General features: G+C 44.0%; 13 protein-coding genes and 1 riboswitch. Of the genes, 12 read left to right on the top strand and 1 reads right to left on the bottom strand.

Annotation, left to right across the window (positions count from 1 at the left end; all coding sequences use genetic code 11):
• Window positions 1–32: 32 nt before the first annotated feature.
• From murJ to MRBLPE1_RS24275, 8 genes are all read left to right on the top strand, one after another.
• Window positions 33–1,550: a murein biosynthesis integral membrane protein MurJ gene (murJ, locus tag MRBLPE1_RS24240; RefSeq protein WP_364150271.1), complete on the top strand. Its 1,518-nt coding sequence runs from the start codon at window positions 33–35 to the stop codon at window positions 1,548–1,550.
• Between the two features lie 295 nt (window positions 1,551–1,845).
• Window positions 1,846–2,739 carry a glucose-1-phosphate thymidylyltransferase RfbA gene (rfbA, locus tag MRBLPE1_RS24245; protein ID WP_364150274.1) on the top strand — a complete coding sequence of 298 codons (894 nt, stop codon included), beginning with the start codon at window positions 1,846–1,848 and terminating at the stop codon, window positions 2,737–2,739.
• A gap of 5 nt (window positions 2,740–2,744) precedes the next feature.
• Window positions 2,745–3,305, top strand: a complete 561-nt coding sequence (rfbC, locus tag MRBLPE1_RS24250) for a dTDP-4-dehydrorhamnose 3,5-epimerase (RefSeq protein ID WP_364150277.1) — start codon at window positions 2,745–2,747, stop codon at window positions 3,303–3,305.
• Between the two features lie 3 nt (window positions 3,306–3,308).
• Window positions 3,309–4,166 carry a dTDP-4-dehydrorhamnose reductase gene (rfbD, locus tag MRBLPE1_RS24255; protein ID WP_364150280.1) on the top strand — a complete coding sequence of 286 codons (858 nt, stop codon included), beginning with the start codon at window positions 3,309–3,311 and terminating at the stop codon, window positions 4,164–4,166.
• Complete coding sequence (gene rfbB, locus MRBLPE1_RS24260; protein ID WP_364150283.1) at window positions 4,163–5,167, top strand: dTDP-glucose 4,6-dehydratase; 1,005 nt, start codon at window positions 4,163–4,165, stop codon at window positions 5,165–5,167. Before rfbD ends, rfbB begins: the two co-directional genes overlap by 4 nt.
• 114 nt (window positions 5,168–5,281) lie before the next feature.
• Window positions 5,282–5,365, top strand: a riboswitch (cyclic di-GMP riboswitch).
• A 48-nt stretch (window positions 5,366–5,413) separates the two neighbouring features.
• Entirely contained in the window at window positions 5,414–5,572 is a 159-nt protein-coding gene (locus MRBLPE1_RS24265) for a hypothetical protein (protein WP_364150286.1), read from the top strand.
• 150 nt (window positions 5,573–5,722) lie between these two features.
• Window positions 5,723–6,442, top strand: coding sequence for a hypothetical protein (locus tag MRBLPE1_RS24270; protein ID WP_364150289.1), 720 nt, complete (start codon window positions 5,723–5,725; stop codon window positions 6,440–6,442).
• Between the two features lie 27 nt (window positions 6,443–6,469).
• Window positions 6,470–7,384 (top strand): copper amine oxidase N-terminal domain-containing protein, encoded by a 915-nt coding sequence (locus tag MRBLPE1_RS24275; protein WP_364150292.1) that lies wholly within the window; start codon window positions 6,470–6,472, stop codon window positions 7,382–7,384.
• A 109-nt stretch (window positions 7,385–7,493) separates the two neighbouring features.
• Here MRBLPE1_RS24275 and MRBLPE1_RS24280 read toward each other — a convergent pair whose 3' ends face one another.
• Window positions 7,494–12,662, bottom strand: coding sequence for an S-layer homology domain-containing protein (locus MRBLPE1_RS24280; RefSeq protein WP_364150295.1), 5,169 nt, complete (start codon window positions 12,660–12,662; stop codon window positions 7,494–7,496).
• 151 nt (window positions 12,663–12,813) lie between these two features.
• Here MRBLPE1_RS24280 and MRBLPE1_RS24285 point away from each other — a divergent pair, with 151 nt between their 5' ends.
• The 4 genes from MRBLPE1_RS24285 to MRBLPE1_RS24300 all read left to right on the top strand — a co-directional run bounded on the left by MRBLPE1_RS24285 (window position 12,814) and on the right by MRBLPE1_RS24300 (window position 19,288).
• Window positions 12,814–14,319 (top strand): alpha/beta fold hydrolase, encoded by a 1,506-nt coding sequence (locus MRBLPE1_RS24285; RefSeq protein WP_364150298.1) that lies wholly within the window; start codon window positions 12,814–12,816, stop codon window positions 14,317–14,319.
• Between the two features lie 740 nt (window positions 14,320–15,059).
• Entirely contained in the window at window positions 15,060–15,260 is a 201-nt protein-coding gene (locus tag MRBLPE1_RS24290) for an aspartyl-phosphate phosphatase Spo0E family protein (protein ID WP_364151479.1), read from the top strand.
• Between the two features lie 371 nt (window positions 15,261–15,631).
• Entirely contained in the window at window positions 15,632–16,147 is a 516-nt protein-coding gene (locus tag MRBLPE1_RS24295; protein WP_364150300.1) for a VanZ family protein, read from the top strand.
• A gap of 135 nt (window positions 16,148–16,282) precedes the next feature.
• Complete coding sequence (locus MRBLPE1_RS24300; RefSeq protein WP_364150303.1) at window positions 16,283–19,288, top strand: choice-of-anchor I family protein; 3,006 nt, start codon at window positions 16,283–16,285, stop codon at window positions 19,286–19,288.
• Window positions 19,289–19,354: the final 66 nt, after the last annotated feature.

Raw genomic sequence — 19,354 nt, forward strand, 5'->3', positions numbered from 1 at the left:
GGGACTTGTAAATGGAAAAAGGTGAATGATTAATGAAAAAAGCAATGTTGATATTAATGTTGTTAACAATATTGACAAAAGTGCTTGGATTTACAAGGGAAATTATTTTATCATACTTTTATGGTGCTTCAGGAGTCAGTGATGCTTATTTAATATCTCTAACAATTCCAGGTACAATATTTGAATTTATTGCTATAGGAATTGCTACCAGTTATATTCCAATTTACACTAAAATAGCATCGCAAAAGAATGTAGAATCTGCTGATAGATTCACAAATAATCTTTTGAACTTTATATTCATTATATGTTCAATAATAATATTAATTGTTTTTCTTTTTACTACTCCAATTGTAAAAATGTTTGCTTCGGGTTTTACAAAAGAAACATTAACACTTGCAGTTCTATTTACTAGAATCGGAATTACCAGTATTTATTTTTCTGGCTTGATTTTTGTCTTTAATGGATATTTGCAAATGAAAAAAAAATTCATTATTCCGGCTGTTATGGGAATTCCTGTAAGTCTAATTATTATGTTGTCCATATTCTTAAGTACAAAATACGATATTGTCATTATTTCAATAGGTAGTGCATTAGCTATGGGCATACAACTATTGATTATTATTCCGTTTGTTATTAAAACAGGTTATAGATACTCATTCATCTTTGACTGGAAGGATGAGCACATTAGGAACATGATATTTTTGTCTATACCTGTTATTATCGGTGTTTCAATAAATCAGATTAACATTTTGGTTGATAGGACAATAGCATCCCAAATTGCAGTAGGAGGAATTTCTACTATATCTTATGCAAGTCGTCTCAATGACTTTATACAAGGTGTCTTTGTTATGACTTTTACAACTGTTATGTACCCGAAAATATCAAAAATGGCTGTAGAAGGCAATATAAAAGAGTTTAAAAAATCTTTATCAGAAGCAATTAACGGAATAAATATACTAGTAATACCGGCGTCAATAGGAGCAATGGTATTTGCTCAACCTGTGGTTAACCTGCTTTACGGAAGAGGAGCATTTGATTCTCAAGCGATATCTATGACTTCCAATGCTCTTTTCTTTTATTCTATAGGCATGATAGGTATTGGTTTGAGAGAAATTCTTTCCAGAGCTTTTTTTTCTCTTCGAGATACAAAGACTCCTATGATTAACGCCGCTATTGCTGTGGTAATGAATATTGTATTGAATTTTATTTTTTCGAGGTATCTTGGTATTGGCGGTCTTGCATTAGCTACAAGCATATCAGCGATATTCTGTTCAATTCTTTTGTTTTGGAGCCTAAAAAAGAAAATCGGTCCATTGGCTACAAAGGGAATTACTAGTACCTTTATAAAAATTTTATGTGCTTCATTATTGATGGGAGTAATTGCAAAGCTGAGTTATAACACTTTAATTAATTATACCAGTAGTAATTTATCATTAATTACGTCTGTATGCCTGGGATTAGTTGTTTACTTCGTAATTGTTTGTTATTTGAAAATAGAAAATGTAGATAATCTAATAAACGCCCTAAAAAGAAAGCTCAAATATACTTAGGTATGATGTTGTATAGAGAGAAACTGTAATGAAAACTAAAAGAAAATCATCGACCATATTTATTTTTTGTTTTCATCGGGGGACATATATAAAGTCAAAGTTTTGATATGCAAATTTAATCGTTCACCATTTATGTTACTTTTTAAGCTCCTACATATTTTAAGTGTCCATCTATTCGGGGCAAGGTCAAGGAATTCGTATTGGCAGTTTCCTTTTAGCGGCAAGTTATAATCACCTAGTTAGGAATAATTATAAATAGTACCCTAAATTTAAATACCTTAATGGAGTGATTAATATGAAAGGAATTATACTTGCAGGTGGTAGTGGCACTAGACTATATCCGCTAACTAAAACTATATCGAAACAATTGTTGCCTATTTATGATAAACCTATGATTTATTATCCATTATCTGTTCTTATGCTGGCAGGAGTTCGAGAAATCCTTATCATATCTACCCCCGAAGATACACCGAGATTTAAACAACTTCTAGGAGACGGTTCAGATATAGGAATTAGTTTAGAATATGCCATTCAGGCATCACCAGATGGACTAGCGCAAGCTTTTATTATTGGTGAGAAATTCATAGGAAATGATAACGTAGCGTTAATTTTAGGGGACAACATATTCTATGGGCATGGGTTCACTCATCTTTTACAAAATGTCGCAAAAACAAAGAAAGGTGCTACTGTTTTCGGTTACAATGTGAGTGACCCGCAACGTTTTGGTGTTGTAGAATTTGATGATAATAAGAGAGTTATTTCAATTGAAGAGAAACCTGCTCAGCCAAAATCAAATTATGCTGTTACTGGTTTATATTTTTATGACAATCATGTTGTTGAAATCGCCAAAAATATAAAACCTTCTGCACGTGGTGAATTAGAAATAACAGATGTAAACAAGATTTATCTTGAGCGTGGAGAGTTACATGTTGAGTTGCTTGGTCGAGGTTTTGCATGGTTAGATTCAGGTACCCATGAATCTCTTTTAGAAGCTTCGCAATTTATTGAGACTATCGAAAAGCGCCAGAGTCTTAAAGTTGCATGCCTAGAGGAAATCGCTTTTAGTATGGGCTATATTACAAAAGAGCACCTATTAAATCTAGCAGAACCAATGCTGAAAAATCAATATGGACAATACTTATTGTCTATAGCAAATAGAGTCAATACTCTGCACATGATTGTGAGGTAGTTTTAATGAATATGATTTCTACAAAACTAGACGGTGTTTTTATTATTGAACCTACTGTTTTTGGTGACCATCGCGGGTGGTTTATGGAGACATTTAGTAATGAAAATTTAAAAAGTTCTGGATTTAATTTGGATTTTGTTCAAGATAATCATTCTTTTTCAGCAACAAAGGGTACACTACGTGGCTTGCATTATCAGCTAAATCCTAAGGCTCAATCGAAACTTGTACGTTGTACACGTGGTTCTATATTCGATGTCGCAGTTGATATTCGTCAAGGAAGCCCTACATACGGACAATGGTATGGTGTCGAGTTAGGTGCCGATAATAAAAAACAACTGCTTGTTCCAAAAGGTTTTGCACATGGCTTTATGACTCTAACTGAAGATGTGGAAGTACAATATAAGGTAGATGAATTATATGCCCCTGAATGTGATCGTGGAATCGCATGGAATGATCCTTCTATCGGTATTAAATGGCCTATAGATATTTCACCTATACTGTCAGATAAAGATGCAAAAGCTCCTCTTCTGAAAGATGCTGAACAAAACTTTCACTATGGAGAATAGATGATGAATATATTAGTGACAGGTCGTAATGGACAGCTTGGATATGATGTAATCCGGGAAGGACAGCGTCGTGGTTATAATATAATCGGAACGGGTCGTTCTGAATTAGATTTCACTGATCATTCTGCCGTTCAGGCCTATATTAATCAAACAAAACCGGACGCCATCATACATTGTGCAGCATATACAGCAGTAGATAAAGCGGAAAGCGATAAAGAGACTTGCTGGAAGGTCAATGTTGAAGGGACTATGCATCTGGCAGCAGCAGCTAAAGAGATTGGCTCTAAATTTATATATATCAGTACGGATTATGTATTTGATGGTGAAGGTGAAGCTCCTTTCATGGAGCTGGATAAACCTAATCCGGTAGGATATTACGGTCAAACGAAATATGAAGGTGAACTGGCGGTGCAAGAATTGAATCAGTCATCTTTTATCGTTCGTATTTCCTGGGTTTTCGGTATGAATGGAAATAACTTTGTGAAAACCATGCTTAGATTAGCTGAAAACCGAAATGAGCTAAAAGTGGTTTCTGATCAATTTGGTTCACCTACCTATACAGTAGATCTGTCTAACTTATTAATGGATATGATCCAAACAGACAAATATGGAGTATATCATGCATCGAATGAAGGTTTTTGCAGCTGGGCGGATTTTTCAAGAGAAATATTTCGACAAGCGGGCAAAGAGGTTTCAGTAGAGGGGATTCCAACCTCGCAATACCCTACTCCTGCTGTTCGGCCGTCTAACTCTAGAATGTCCAAGCAGAAACTAGAGGATAGTGGTTTTAATCGCCTACCAATTTGGCAGGATGCTCTTTCCCGGTTTTTGAATGAATTAACACATGAGGTGAATAAATGACCAGAAGTAAAGTACTTGTTACCGGCGGCGCTGGATTTATTGGCGGTAATTTCGTTCAATATATGGTTAACAAATATCCTGAATATGAAATCTTTAATTTAGATCTATTAACCTATGCCGGTGAATTATCTAAGCATGAAGCTATTGAGAGTAAAGAGAATTATCGATTTTTGAAAGCAGATATTGCGGACCGTGACGCGATTATTTCAATTTTCGAATCAGAAAATATTAAGTATGTCGTTCATTTTGCGGCTGAAAGCCATGTGGATCGCTCCATTACAGATCCTGGTGTGTTCGTTCGTACGAATGTATTGGGAACACAAGTGCTGCTTGACGCTGCAAGAAAATGCGGAGTTACAAAATTTGTTCATGTTTCCACAGATGAGGTCTACGGTGATTTGGAGTTCGATCCGACAACCTTCTTTACAGAAGAAACACCGCTTCAACCTAACAGTCCATATAGTGCAAGTAAAGCTGGCTCTGATTTGTTAGTACGTGCTTATCACGAGACGTTTGGTATGGCTGTTAATATTACAAGGTGCTCAAACAATTATGGTCCGTACCATTTCCCTGAGAAACTTATTCCTTTGACCATATCGCGTGTATGTAATGATGAGAAGGTTCCAGTGTATGGAGACGGCAAGAATGTGCGTGACTGGTTACATGTATACGATCATTGTACAGCAATAGATTTGGTTCTTCATAAAGGTATTAGCGGTGAGGTATATAATGTAGGAGGTCACAATGAGCGCACTAATCTAGAAGTGGTAAAGACAATTATTAAGACTCTTGGAAAATCTGAAGATCTGATTGAATATGTAGAGGATCGATTAGGGCACGATAAACGCTATGCAATTGATCCTTCTAAGTTAGAAAGACTCGGATGGAAGCCAACCTTTAACTTTGAGACAGGGGTAGCACAAACCATTGAATGGTACATTTCCAACAAGAGTTGGTGGGAACGCATTATTAACGGGGACTATAGGAACAATGCTGAGTGATTTTTTTAGACTAGCTCTTGTACCTAATTTCAGTTTTGATTTGTAATATAATAAATTCTATACACCCGCCCCACATTCTGTTAATATACCCATAACAAATCAACTACATAAACCGTACGATAAAGGCAAAACCATTGAAAAGTGGTGACGCAAAGCTATAGGGGCTCATCTTATGAAGACTGCCAGCCAGCTACCGAATATCGTGCCTCCCGTCGAGGTTTATGTGGAAAAATGGAGGTTCTGTCTATGTTCAAGCGCACTCTGCTCGTACGTGAATGGCATCAGCTTTGGATAGGGTTTCACGAAAAGCTTTGGGAAGGCTGCTTGGATGAAGAGAAGCGTATGGAGATTTATTTGAAAATGGTTTATCACCAAAATAAACTAGCGAGTGTCGCGCGCTCATAAGCTATAAGCGGAGTACAGCTTATAGATATTAATTGTATATTCTCAAGCTGACGCCGGTCACGATCAAGCGTCAGCTTATTTTTTTGAAAATATAAGTTAGGAGAATCATAGAGGTCATTGCTTGTGCATTAGCCTTATGAAACCAAAACAATGAAAAAAACAAACAATATTCGGTTTATTATTGCTGGCGCCGTTGTGGTTATCGGAATTTTCATTTATGGAAGCATGAGCCTATTTTCAAAGTTAAATCAAGTAGATGAGTTAAATAGTCGAATAGAAGAAGCGGCTGAGGTTGATAATGCAGAGGAAACACCAACGAGTACGGATCAGCCAAGCGAAAAGCCGAATCAAACATCTGATGCAGAGCAGACGCCAGCACCCGAGTCAGTGCTAGTTCCATCGTCTCAGCCGGAGGATGTCATCCAGCCTAGTCCGACCGCAACTTTGACACCGGAACCTGCGTCTAATAACGTAGACAAGGGTCAGAAGTCAGGGGAGGAAATTACTACTGCGGATGAAAAGGCACAGAAGAAAAAAGAGATTGATGCTTCCGTTAATGCCCAGTTGCAGCAGCTTAAATCCTCTTGTCAGGCAAGCAGCAGCAGCTTAGTGAATCAAATTGCGAGTGAGTTAAGCGATGACAAAGAAGCGACGCTTGCGACGATTCAGAGTAAGTACCTGGATAAGGTTTTTTCTGCGGAGGCAGCTTGTGATGTGAAGTTTAATCAATTGATTAGCAATGCTCAGAGCGAATATCAGGCAGCGGATCTAAGCAATCAAGCCTTGCCCGATTGGAGCTCGCAATATGAGAACGCAAAAGCTCAGGCAAGAGCTGACGCACTCACTGTTATCGCAAATTCTATTAACTAGCACGCTCTATTAGACTTAGGAGGACTTATGAAAAAGTCACGCGTATTATCTGTTTTTCTAGCGGTTATGATGCTATCATCTGTACTTGCAACAGCCGCATCGGCTGCGTCAACGAATATTAAGATCAAAACACAGCCGATAAAGCTCACCTTTGACGGACAAGCGCTAAAGCTGCCTGATGGTCAATATTCGTTTATTTATGAAGGCCGTACCTATGTGCCGATCCGCTATATCTCTTATGCGCTGCAAAAGTCAGTAAATTGGGATGGCGCGAAGGCATCGGTCTCCGAGCCGACGGAAAAAGAGCTTGCTGTGCTGAAGAAGCAGCTGCAAACGGCTGCTGCGGGCAGTCAAAAGCCTCAAATGAGTGTTGAAATTGCAATTCAGCCTATAAAAGCGTCACTCGTATTTGACGGTAAGGCAGCAGATTTGCCAGTTGGCCAATCCATTTTTGGTTATAAAGGCTCCATTTATGTGCCCATTCGTTTCTTGTCGGAGTCGGTAGGTACACAAATCGGATATGACCCGGTTACGAAAATGGTTAGCGGTGAGTCCGCTGCTTATCGGGCGGAGCAGGGCGGCGTCGTTATTTTGCCGGGAACGGGTGGCGGAACAGGTAATGCAGGTGGTGCCGTGAAGCCTGCCTATGAGCAAATTACTGCAAATGCAGAAGCCAAGCTTGCTGCGCTGAAGGCCAGCTGTCAGGCTACTCTAATGGATATCGGCCTGCAATACCTTGCAGCAAGTGCCGCAGACCAACCGATGATTAAGGAAAAAGGTCTACAAGAGGTTAATAACTGCTCCGCGAAGTTTGAGGTTATTATGTCAGAAACAACGACTTCGCTGACGACTAACGGCTACAAAACGGATATTATTGCTGAGTATCGTGCAGCTTTCAATGCAGAGCTTGAAGCGGGAAGAGAGATTGCGGAGAGTTTATAATAACAACGGGTTGATTGCTCATTATATCTAATAACTAAGCTAGTCAAAAATGTGAAAAGGGACAGCGGAGAAGTCATTGACTTCTCTGCTGTCCCTTTTTGTTTCTGTGCTATTTTCCGGTATAAATACGGTAAATGAGTGCTGCTGCTTCTGCTTTGGTCGTTGTTTGCTTAGGCTTATAGCTGCCATCCTTATATCCTGTAATAAGCTTCTGCTGCTTAAGTAGCGCAACGCCTTCCTTTGCCCAATCGGCAATGGATGAACCATCCTTGAAGCCATTAAGTTGTTCATCGGTTGTGCTTGTTAGTTTCTTGCTGTTGTAGGCTGTTAGTGCTCTCGACAGGAGCGCAGCAATTTCCTGACGCGTAATTTCAGCCTTTGGTTCAAAGGTTTTCGCCGATTTCCCTTGGATTAAACCTTGTGCATAAGCAACTGCGATTTCATCGTAATACTCGCTGTCCTTCTCTACGTCCTTGAACGGTAAGCTGAGTCCAGCACCGTCTAGTCCGTAAGAACGGACAAGCCATGCAGCGAATTGTTCGCGCGTAACTTTCTTGCTTGGACCGAAGGCAGCGGTCTGGTCAAGCACGCCTTTGTTTAGCAGTGTATTGACGGCTGTTGCCGCCCAGTGTGCTGCTGGGATATCGTTGAAGGATTGGCTCGGCTTCATGACCGTGTATTTACTGAAATGTCCGCGGTTCACGTTGACGGTCTTCGTAACCGGATCATAAAGTCCGCCTACAGGCTCCCAAGTCAACGTTTTTTCGTTTAATAGGTAAACGGTAAGGCTAGCCAAATCAGCTTCCGAGTATTTGGTCGTATCGATATTGGATACATCGAATGTTACCGGCATCGGTTTGTTAAAAGCCTCTACCTTCTTACCGCCTACGGATGCTTGGAATTCCATAACGGGTATGTTAGCCAATTGCGCTGCCGAAGCTGGTGCAGTAATCGTAAGGTTATGAACGACTTCAGCTGCGAGTGAGATGGTCTGACCGCTTGTAATGCTGCCGAAAGTATCCGGCTCAACAGTGAAGCCGACATTGCCCATAGTAAGTTTCAAGCCCGCTAGACCGCTCTCCTTTACGGCTTGATAGATCTCGGAAGGTAAATCTGCCGCAAGTTTCGTGACGTTCTCACTTTGTTTTGGAATATTAATGGTTATGACAGGTTTAATGCTTGCCGCTTTGTCTGCTCCGACTGCTCCTGATAGATCCTTCATCGTATCATCCAAAGCTTTCTTCGTCGTTTCCAACTGCAGTCCGATTTGCTTCGTATCAAGGGTAGTCGTTAGTGCATTGCCTTCTACCTTGATATCCTTGCTATCGAGTGTTACGGTTGCTGCTTTCTCAACTGCTTTCTTGCTAAGCTCAACGAGCGAATTCTTGAGCGCATCAATCTGAACTGCATCCACGCTACCTAGATTTTGTAAAACGGAAGCTGTGTCCTTGATAATTGATTTGGCAAGCTCAATTGCCTTTGGCCCATTCTCGACCTGTTCAAATGCGTATTTGGTGTTGTTCACCATTTCTGTGATGGATGAGGCTACCTTGGCTTTCTCATCTGCTGATTGCATGGATTCTAGCAGCTTGGATGCTGAAGCAAGCGTAGCCGATATGTTCTGTACCGACTTCTCAGCTTCTTTGCTGTCCTTAAAGTCTTTCACCGCGCCTAGAAGGCTGTTAATGAGGTCTGACGCTTTATCTGCTTTTTCTTTATCAGGCTTGTTAGGATCTAGCAGATCCTGCAGCCCTTTGTCGACACTTACGGGCGTTGGAATCGGATTAGGGATTATTCCTGATCCAGAGCCCGGCGGTGTAGTAGGTGTTGGCGTTGTTTCTGGATCTGTACCTGGATTTGGAACCTCTTCTCCAAGCGTACTTACTTGAATCGTCTTGTCTAGCGTATAGGTCTTGCCTTCAATCGTGACAGATGCCGTAACCGTATATTCACCGTCTTCTTCGAGATACATCCACTCAGGAAGGTAAGGGGAATCTGTACTATCTTGAATAATTGTGCCGCTGTCGTTTTTAACGATTATCTTGGAAGCTTCAGGCACAACATTCTTTGACCCAATACTCCAGCTATAGTTAAATATGACGAGCTCTGGAACGCTGTACTGATGAATCTCATCGCCGTTCTCATTAACTAATCCAAGCTTGATCCATCTTTGATCTGCTGGGACAGTTAAGTTGCCCGATTGGTCTAATCCAAATATGTCGAGACCTTTCAGGCTAGATGCTGTGATATCCGTTTGCGTACCTGCCTTCAGCTCATCCTTCGTAAAGTGTACGTCATACTGATATTCCTTCGAGCCATCAAAGCTGTTTATCGAGATGGCTACGTTGCCCGGCGTCAAATTGACGAAGTTATCGTTATAATGAACATATCCTCTCAGCTTGGTTTGCGTATCTGAAATATAGGCAACGGAGTTAATGGTGGCGTCGCCAAGTACCCTTACTCGAGCTAGGGAACTTGAATCGCTTGGAATATCAAGGGTATTCACATCCTGGTTCAGCTCAACGTTTTCCAAATAAATAATATTCCCATCTAACGTCCTGGCTACAACGTTATAAGTACCCTTCGTTGCATAAAAAAGGTTCTGATCGCCCGTATTGTCATCGATAAGGTAAGGCACATATTCTGCTCCGGAAAGATCCTTGCGTGCGATGTTTACCTCGTCCATTTGTTTGTTTAAGTTGACGGTGGATACCTGCTGCAGAGGCTGCCTTGCATCCAACACTACATTATAATCTTTGCCCGGCTCCGTCTTCAGGGTACCCAGCATATAATAGCCAAATGGTGAGCCGCTATTGGTGTTGTACATGTTAACGCTGCGGATGAAATCGACGTTCACTACGGAAGGAGCAGGAACGATCATGTAGCTTACGGTTTCGTCATTGTATATCGAATCCTGCTGCTTATGAATCGTGTCACCGGTTTGAACAGTTGCATACACGTAAGCATTCTTCATCGGTACACCGCCAGCTGTGTTCAGCTTATCGCTTGATTCAGGCTTATCAAGCCCAGATACACGAATAACGGCTTGGTTTTCTGGGTTAATAACCATAAGATCAATGGTTTTGTCCAAATAACCGGCTTTGCTGAATGTAAGTTCGTTATGTCCGCCAGCATACAGCTGTGAGAGGGTGATGACGCCACCTGCATCTGATTTGTTTTTTAATGTCTCTCCGTATAGAGCGACGGATACCCCTTCAACTGGAGCACCGACTTTGCCCGATACATGCTCACGCACGGTTATGGACAGGTTATTGATTTCCGTTCCCGTGAGATAAGGCTTGTTGACCATATCAATTAGAACACCGTTCTGATCACGAATTTCTAGATCAAATTCATGTTTTGGTAAAACCGTAAAGGTTGTGCTGTTTCGCTCAATCCAATCATTTTGATTATTTTTTAGCATTATTTTAATCGTATAAGTGCCCGTTTCCGTCGGACGGAATTCGTTGGTGTAGACTTGATTTAACTTTCCGTCCTGCTTGGAGCTGTACCAATTCAAGTAGTTACTCTCAAGATAAGTCTCATCATTTTTCAAAATGATTGTCTTCATCTCGCTCATACGGTCAATGGTTTGACCATTGTCGTCCTTTAATAGCGCTTCAAGCTTAAAGGTTTCACCCAGAATAAGCTCGGAGCGCAGCTCTTTGCCGGTTTGCTTTTCTACGCCTGCAGTCACATCGACAGTAATGTTCATGCCAGCCTTGAATGAATAGATATCAGCCGTCGGGATGAAGTCGGAAGTGAGTATAGCCTCATCGCCGTTGCTGTTAATGGCAGCGTTCAGCTTATAGACTTGTTTGTTCTTCTCTACATATAATTGCTTGTTGGCTGCAAGTTTGATCAGCAGCTCATGATAGTTGTATCTATCATTCAAATAGGCAACACGTAAGGAAGCTTCACCTTCCGCGTTTTTGTAATCGGCAGCGACATTCAGCGCTGAGTATGCACTTGTATTGAGGTTATCTGAAAAAGTATGAATAGCTTGATTTGTATTTAGTACATTTTTTACGACAGTCTTATCGCCGTTAGGGAGAACAAGAACAGCCATAAATTGATAAGCTTTTCCCTTAGCGACGTAGAGCGTATCTACATTAGATAGGGGTTCGTAATTTTGACGGTAGACTTGCTTGAAGCCGCTGTTATCAATGAGGCTAAGCGATTCAACACTAACAGGCTGATTGTCCCATTTATAATCGAAGGATTGCTTGCTGTATGCGGCAGCATTGAGAACGATCGTTTTGCGCTGATCACCTGCTGCTGGCATGAACTCATCATTGCTAATGTTATACAAATAAGTATCATGACTGGATGGCGGCTTGATCTTAATTTGATGGTCGCCAAATTGTCCATTCGTGATGTAAACACTAACGCTCTGAGTTGAAAATTGCTCGAGATAGCCTTGCATATTATTAAATGAGCTTTGGTTGCTTGTTCCTGTAAACAGTCTGCTGTCCTTGTCCAAAAAGCGGAGTTCGGCTACCTTGGAATTCGGGTAACGGTTATCCAGGACATCTTGTACATAGACGGTCCCAACCGTATAGGAGTCTGTATTCAGATCTACCCGCAAGAAGAGAACAGGATCGAGATTGTTAATAGGGATACCTCCCTGGCCTACCAGTACAATCTGTCCATTTGCATCCGTCGTCAGATTAGCGCCGCTGCCGTAACGCTGATAGGCTATGTTAACTGCCTTGCCTACGACAGGTTTACCATATTCATTAAGCACAGTTACGATAACCTTTTCGTCATCCGAACGGATGGTATCATTGACGGTGACAGAGGAATCGGATGAACCTTTGGCCGTACGCTCAACCTTAAAGCTGTAGCTGGAGGGCAAAATATTCACTGTCTGCTCCCAATTAAGAGACTTTTCGTCACTATGGAAAGCAGCCTTAAGCGTATAAGCTGCGCCCTGCTTCAGACCTGTAAAGGCTAGCCCGCTGAATGGGATGGAGTATGTCGAGCCGGAAACGGTGATTTCGTTCTCCGGTATTGGCATTGTAATGGCCGGAGCTGCTTCGGAATTCGAAGCATCCACTAACGTAAATTCGATCGACTTACCCCCGATCATGTAAGCAATGTCCTCATGTGCGACATCGATTGTGCTTTTTAGTACAACATTCTTGGATCCGTCTTGCTGCGCAGCCGTTGAGATAACGTCTACGGAGCTTGCTGCCATAGCGGTAAAAGCATTGCCTAACGCTAGAAGCATAGTCATCAACAGCAAAAAGCTGCGTTTGAACATCTTGTTTTTCATGATTTTTTAGCCTCTCCTTACTTCAGATTGTTGGGAAATGTAAAAAATTAACTCATCTGCTTGTGAAACCCCTACTATAGTACCATATTTTGCATTACACTATCATTACAGCTTTCCTAAAATCATACAATAGTGGCAATGCAGGGGGACTATGGGCATATTTAATGGGTCATATCATATCGATCGTTGTACTTCTAACCCAGATGCGGAAGCCGTTGTGCTCTTGCATGGGCTAGGTCTGAATGCTCAAACCTGGGAACCGCTCGTTGCTTTGCTTACCGAATGGTACCATGTGGTGCGTTGTGAGTTGCGCGGGCATGGTCAATGCCTGCATGATGGTTCTGAATTAACTTGGGAGCTGCTTTGCGAAGACCTCGACAGCCTATTTAATGAATGTGGCTTAGCGGAAGCGCATGTGGTTGGCCATGGATTTGGTGGCAATCTAGCTGCCAGGTATGGAGTAAGTCGTTCGGAGCGAATCAAGACGTTCGTGCTCATATCGACGTTCGGGTTTTATCTTCCAGAGGTTTTGGATCGCTCTGTTGGTATATGCCGAGGCTATGCCGGCAACGGGGAATTAGAGGTTCTGGCTGAGCACATGGCTAGCCAAGTTACCTGTCTGCCTCAGAGCAGGGAAGAAGCGTTATGGATAAAAGAGGCCTACTTACGATGCGACAAGTACGTTTATTTCCAATTATTAGAACTCTTCGCGGCCTTCAATCCCTTGGATGACCTATCTGTGATTAATAAGCCATGCTTGGTTATGGCAGGGGATATAGATACATTTTATCCGTCATTTATGTCAAAGATTACGGCGCAGTTTATTCAGAATGCGCTTTCGGTGACGGTGCCAGACGCAGCAAATATGCTGTTTATTGATAATCCCGTCTATACAGCTCAGAAGATACTTGATTTCCTATCCAATCCTTCGAGCGGCAGTGAGATAGCCGGTATCGGCAATCCGCAGCTAGGGATTATGAGCAGCGACGTCATTGAGGCGTTCGGCAATATGTATACGAAATCCAAAAGCAAAGAAGCGCTGCTTCGAGTCGAACTTATTGGTTCATTTCAGGTTTTCATAAATGGGAAGAAAATGCAGAGCGGCTGGCAGCAGCGAAATGCGAAGAGGTTACTTGTTTATTTGGTGTTTCATCCAAATGCCGCTCGTGAGCAGATTTGCGATGCATTATGGCCACTGGCTGAGGGAAGTAAAGCCAGCAATCTGCTGCGGGTTAGCCTCAATCATTTGAAGGCTCTATTCGAGTCGGCAGGAGTGAGTCCTGTTATAGCAGATCGTAGGCATGTCAAGCTGGATGCGGAAGTAGAATGCGATATGCTGGATTGGATTCGTTTGCTTCAAGTTGCTCGTTCGGAAGAGAACCCATTAACCAAAATGAATCTCGTCAAAGAATTACTCAACTATCCGGTAGAGGAGTTGTTTTCGGGCTTGTACGATAACTGGGTGCTGCAGGAACGGGGCCGGCTGGAATACATACTGCTGGAGCTTGTTGAGTCATTGACGGACAGCTACAAGAAAGAAGGCGACCATTCAGCGGCTTACCAAATCATGAAAAGGCTGCAAAATATTTTTGGTGAGGAAATGCCTAAGGATGTTGAACCTCATGTACTTTCTGAGGAAGAGGCGAGGTTTCATTAATAGACATACTGTTTACATAAAAACAAAAAGGTCCATGAATGAATTCGTATTAGAATGTTAATGAATTGTAAAAAAATCATGTCATTTAGCTAGAAACCCCCTACCACAGAACTAAAATATACATTACACTATCATTACAAACTATCCTGAATCATATAGTTGTGACAAAGTAGGGGGACTATGGGCATGTTAATTAGTTCTACCCATTCCACCGACGTACGTCTAACCCAAACGCGGAAGTCGTAGTGCTTCAACTTGAATTAGGTCTGAATGCTCACGCCACGGCGAAGGCTTGAACGATGGCTCTGAATAAACAAGGGAGCTGCTTTGCAAAATCTCAACGACCTGTATCAAGAATGCGGTATTGAGAAAGCGCATATGATTGGTCATGGCAGATATACCGGCCACGTTTATTCCGAATGCATGCAAAGGTACTGTGTTGAACGCAGCCAGTATGGTTTTATAGATACCCCAAGCGATATTACTCGAAAGATTATGAATTGGGATTTTCCGTGCAAGAAACCTGCTGCGTGCCAGCCTCTCTCATCTACAGGCGCTCCTCTTCCGTAAAAGAGCTGCTGCCTGGCTTGTACGATGATGGGGTGGTGCTGGTACGAAGGTTTGAGCATAAGTTTGGAGAGGCACTCACATAGGGAACGAGAATAATGGGCTTCCTCAGAGAGGAGTAGATATTCATTAATAGAGAAATTGTTCAGCAAAAAATCAAGCTAGAGCAAACGATAGAGTTGTTGCGGCGGGAAATGGTTGATAAGCTATTAATGAGCCAATCCTACCAATCTGATGAGGTGTTAGGGGCCAGTCAAGCGCTGGATCGAATTCTCAATTGCTATGACTGCATGCGGTATGAAAGAGAATGCGGGAACGAAGCAAATTGTGCCTATACGGTCTATGTTGAAAGCTCCGAGCTTTATCAGCGCTAATGCCGCTTATTTAAAAACGCGCTTCCGTTTATTATTTTTGAATTTATACCAATAGTGACCGTTCTCATCTTTGAACATTCGTATGCCAAGTATCTTTAATGGCGTGGATAGCTCGGTGAACATTAAATAGCTGGACATAGAGATCGCCTCGTTTCGCTTCTTTTTAGCTATAATACCAAACTTTGGGATTATTGACTACAATAAATTAGGACTTTTATACTATTTTCATTAGGAGTGGCTGTCTCGCTTATGCGTGCAACCACTCTTTGGTTTGTCTGCTTATACGCCCTCATTTCGTAAACTTTGTTTGAGCGTTTTTTTTCAAGTATGATAGAGAGATAGAAAAGCGCTATGCAGGAGGTGCAAGATGTTTGAATAAATCTAAGAGCTGGCTACCAACTCTGCTATGGGGATTGCTATTAGCCGGATGGCTAAGCTTGTTGTTTATGTTCTCGTCGCAATCGTATGATGAGCAGAGCATTCAGCCTTTTTTGATGACCCATTTTAATTACCATCAGCTTAAGAGCTGGCTGCCGGATATGACGATTACATACCGTACGACTGTCATACATTCGCAAGTGGATCCATTTCGCTTTATCGAGTTTCTGTTTCGCAAGGGCGCGCATTTGTTTGTATATGCGACGTTCGCGGCGATGCTGTTTATGTTCTTGCGTTCGCTGACCCGGGGGCGCTGGTTTCTTTCTATAGTCATTACGCTCTTGATTGCCATTGCTGTTCCGGCGATGGATGAGTGGAATCAGCTGGGCTCTGATGAAAGAACAGGAAACGCGACGGATGTTGTGCTTGATTTTGCAGGAGGCTGTGCGGGCTTGTTAGTCTGCTTGTGTATATTAGGAATCATCAAGCTTTTGAGAAGAAAAAAATGAACAGCATAACTGTCATTTTTTACAATATCTAAATCAAATGGTTACATGCTCTTAATACTCCTTCTGTATGATTTAGCTTGGCCACGCATCACAGCGGTGACGTGAGGTACATGCTCGATTTCAGGGGGAAATAAAGTGAGCTTCAAACGTAAAAATACACGCAAACCGTTCCAAGCCCTTATAGCCGGATTGCTTATGATCTCTTGTATCGCTCCGTACAAGGCGGTATCCGCGGAGGAAACGGAGGCTGCGGCCTTTGAAATGAAGAAGATTGCGGGTTACGCCAGCGGTGCGGCTTTTGATTCGGGCGGAACCGAAATCGTTGCGTACGATTGGACAGGGCAACGCGCTTATTCGACCAACTCAGCTGAGAAGGCTATCGATATTATTGATTTATCCAAAATAGGAACAGAAGAAAATATCCAACGCTTGGACCGTGTAACGGTATCCGAGTTTAATATTGAGGGCTTTACACCCGACGGCATTACGAGCGTTGCGGTGCATCCTTCCGGGCAATACATCGCTGCATCGGTTCCATCGGTGCCGCGTACGGACAACGGAAAAATCGTGTTCATGGATTTGAACGGAAACCCGCTTAGCTCGGTAACCGTAGGTGCGCTGCCGGATATGATTACATTCACGCCTGACGGGAAGCAGCTGCTGGTAGCCAACGAAGGAGAGCCGGCAACGGATTATTCGGTTGATCCCGAGGGCTCGGTGTCGATGGTAGACGTATCGGGCGCGATTAGCTCATTGACCGACGCGAACGTAACGACGGCTGGCTTCGGCGAAGTGACGATTCCTGCAGATGTGCGGGTATTTGAAGGCTTGCCGGCAGCTTCGGCCAAATTCCCGAGTGTAACGCCGTCGACGCCTGCTAAGCATTTTGAGCCGGAATTTATTACGGTTTCGTCGGACAGCAAGCTGGCTTATGTTTCTCTGCAAGAGAACAATGCGCTCGGCTTATTGGATCTGGCGACGAAGCAGGTTACGGAGATCCGCTCGTTCGGTTACAAGGATCATTCCTTGCCTGGCAACGGCATCGATGCTTCCGATAGAGACAGCGCTGACAGAAAATCGGGCATCATTGACATCAAGCCGGTACCGGTTCTCGGCATGTATATGCCTGATGGCATGGCGATGATGGAGAACGGCGGCAAATCCTATATTTTGACCGCGAACGAAGGTGATATCCGCGAGTATGATGCCTATACTGAAGTGGAGCGCATAAGCAAACGAAGCAGCAAGATTGCGCTCGATGCGCAGTTTTATACGGGCTATGCCGATCAAGTGCAGCTGGATACCACGCTGACAGACGGTACGTTCTCGGATGACGGCAAGCTCGGCCGCCTAAATGTAACGACCGCCAGCGGTTGGAATGCGGAAACGTCCAAATATGACCGCCTGTTCGCCTTTGGCGCGCGCTCCTTCTCCATATGGGATGCGGCGACCGGCGTGCAGGTATTTGACAGCGGAGACGACTTTGAGCAGATGACAGCAGGTCTGAACCCTGACTATTTTAACGTATCGAACAGCAACAATACAAAGGACAATCGCAGTGACGATAAGGGTCCTGAGCCCGAATACGTAGAGGTTGGCAAAATTGGCGGCCAGACCTTCGCGTTCATCGGACTTGAACGCACCAGCGGTATCATGGTTTACGATATTACGAATCCAGCGGACGTTAAGTATGTTTCGTTCATCACTAGCCGCGATTTCACGGCTGGAGCTGCGGGGGAGCCGGAAGGGGATGTTGCGCCGGAGGGCTTGAAATTCGTGTCTGCTGCCAAGAGTCCGACAGGCAAGCCGCTGCTGCTTGCTGCGCATGAAGTATCGGGTACGATTGCGGTTTATGAAATTACGAATCCGGCAGAGCCGGTCGTAACGCCGTCGCCGACACCGACTTCGCCTCCGACGGGACCGGTCACGACGCCTTCTCCTACGCCTACGCCTGCGGCGGCGACAGAGCCAAGAGAGGTTGCGGTAACGGCTGATCAATTCGCGAAGCAATTAAGCGGTTTGGCAGCAGGCTCGGATGAGCTGAAGCTGGATGCGGGCAAGCTGGACGCTGCAGGCGTTGCGGTTTTGCTGCCGGCATCCGTGAAGGAAGCGGCGAAGTCGCATCCGAAGCTGGTCCTTGTGCTTCAAGGCAGCACAGCGACCTATGAGCTTCCTCTTGCAGCTATCCAATGGGATGAGCTTAGCCAATCACTCGGCACGGAAGCTTTTACGCTGCGGCTGGAGATGAAGCCTGCCGTGCAAGCGGTTAGCGGCGCGATCGAACAGGCAGCAAACGAGCTCGGCGTGAAGCAGCTCGGGTCTGCGCTGGAGTTCTCGCTTATTGCAGAGAGTTCCGCTGGCAAGACGGTAAGCATCACATCCTTCGGCGGCACCTATGTGCAGCGGAGCATGACGGTATCAGGTACGGTAAACGCGGAGCAGGCAACGGCCGTCCGTTATGATGACGCTGCGGATCAGCTTGCCTTCGTGCCGTCGTTGTTCACGCAAGGAGCAGACGGAACCACGCAAGCGGTGATTAAGCGTACGGGAAATAGCTCGTATGCTATCGTAAGCGGAAGCAAAACGTTCGGGGACGTGCAAACGCACTGGGCGAAGAGCGCTATCGAGTCGCTCGCTTCCAAGCTTATCGTAAGCGGCGTGGATGCTGAGCGCTTCCTGCCTAACCAGTCCATTACGCGCGCTGAATTCACGGCATTGATTGTACGTTCGCTGGGAATTAACGAAGCGTCTGGGAGTGCGGCATTCTCCGATGTGAGCAGCGGCAAATGGTATGCCGGAGCAGTTGGCACAGCCGTTCAAGCGGGATTGGTAAGCGGCTACGAGGATGGCAGCTTCCGCCCAAGCGAGCGGATATCGCGTCAGGAAATCGCGGTTATCGTGATGAAGGCTGTAAGCTTCGCAGGCGTGAGCGCTGCGGCGAGCGGCAATGATTCGCTGGCGGCTTACGCGGATGCGTCCCAAATTGAGGATTGGGCGAAGCAAGCCGTATCTAGTGCGGCAGAGGCGAAAATCGTAGAAGGCTCAGAAGGCGGCCGATTCGCGCCTTCCGCATCCGCGACGCGGGCGGAAGCGGTAACGATGCTGCAAAGAATGCTGAAGCATGTGAAATTTATCAACTAAGTGGGGAGCTAAAGGGCTGTCGTTCAGCTGTTAAAACAGCGGAGCGACAGCCCTTTTTTTTGTGCG

The organism is Paenibacillus sp. LPE1-1-1.1 (genome assembly GCF_040676435.1).
Taxonomy (GTDB): domain Bacteria; phylum Bacillota; class Bacilli; order Paenibacillales; family Paenibacillaceae; genus Pristimantibacillus.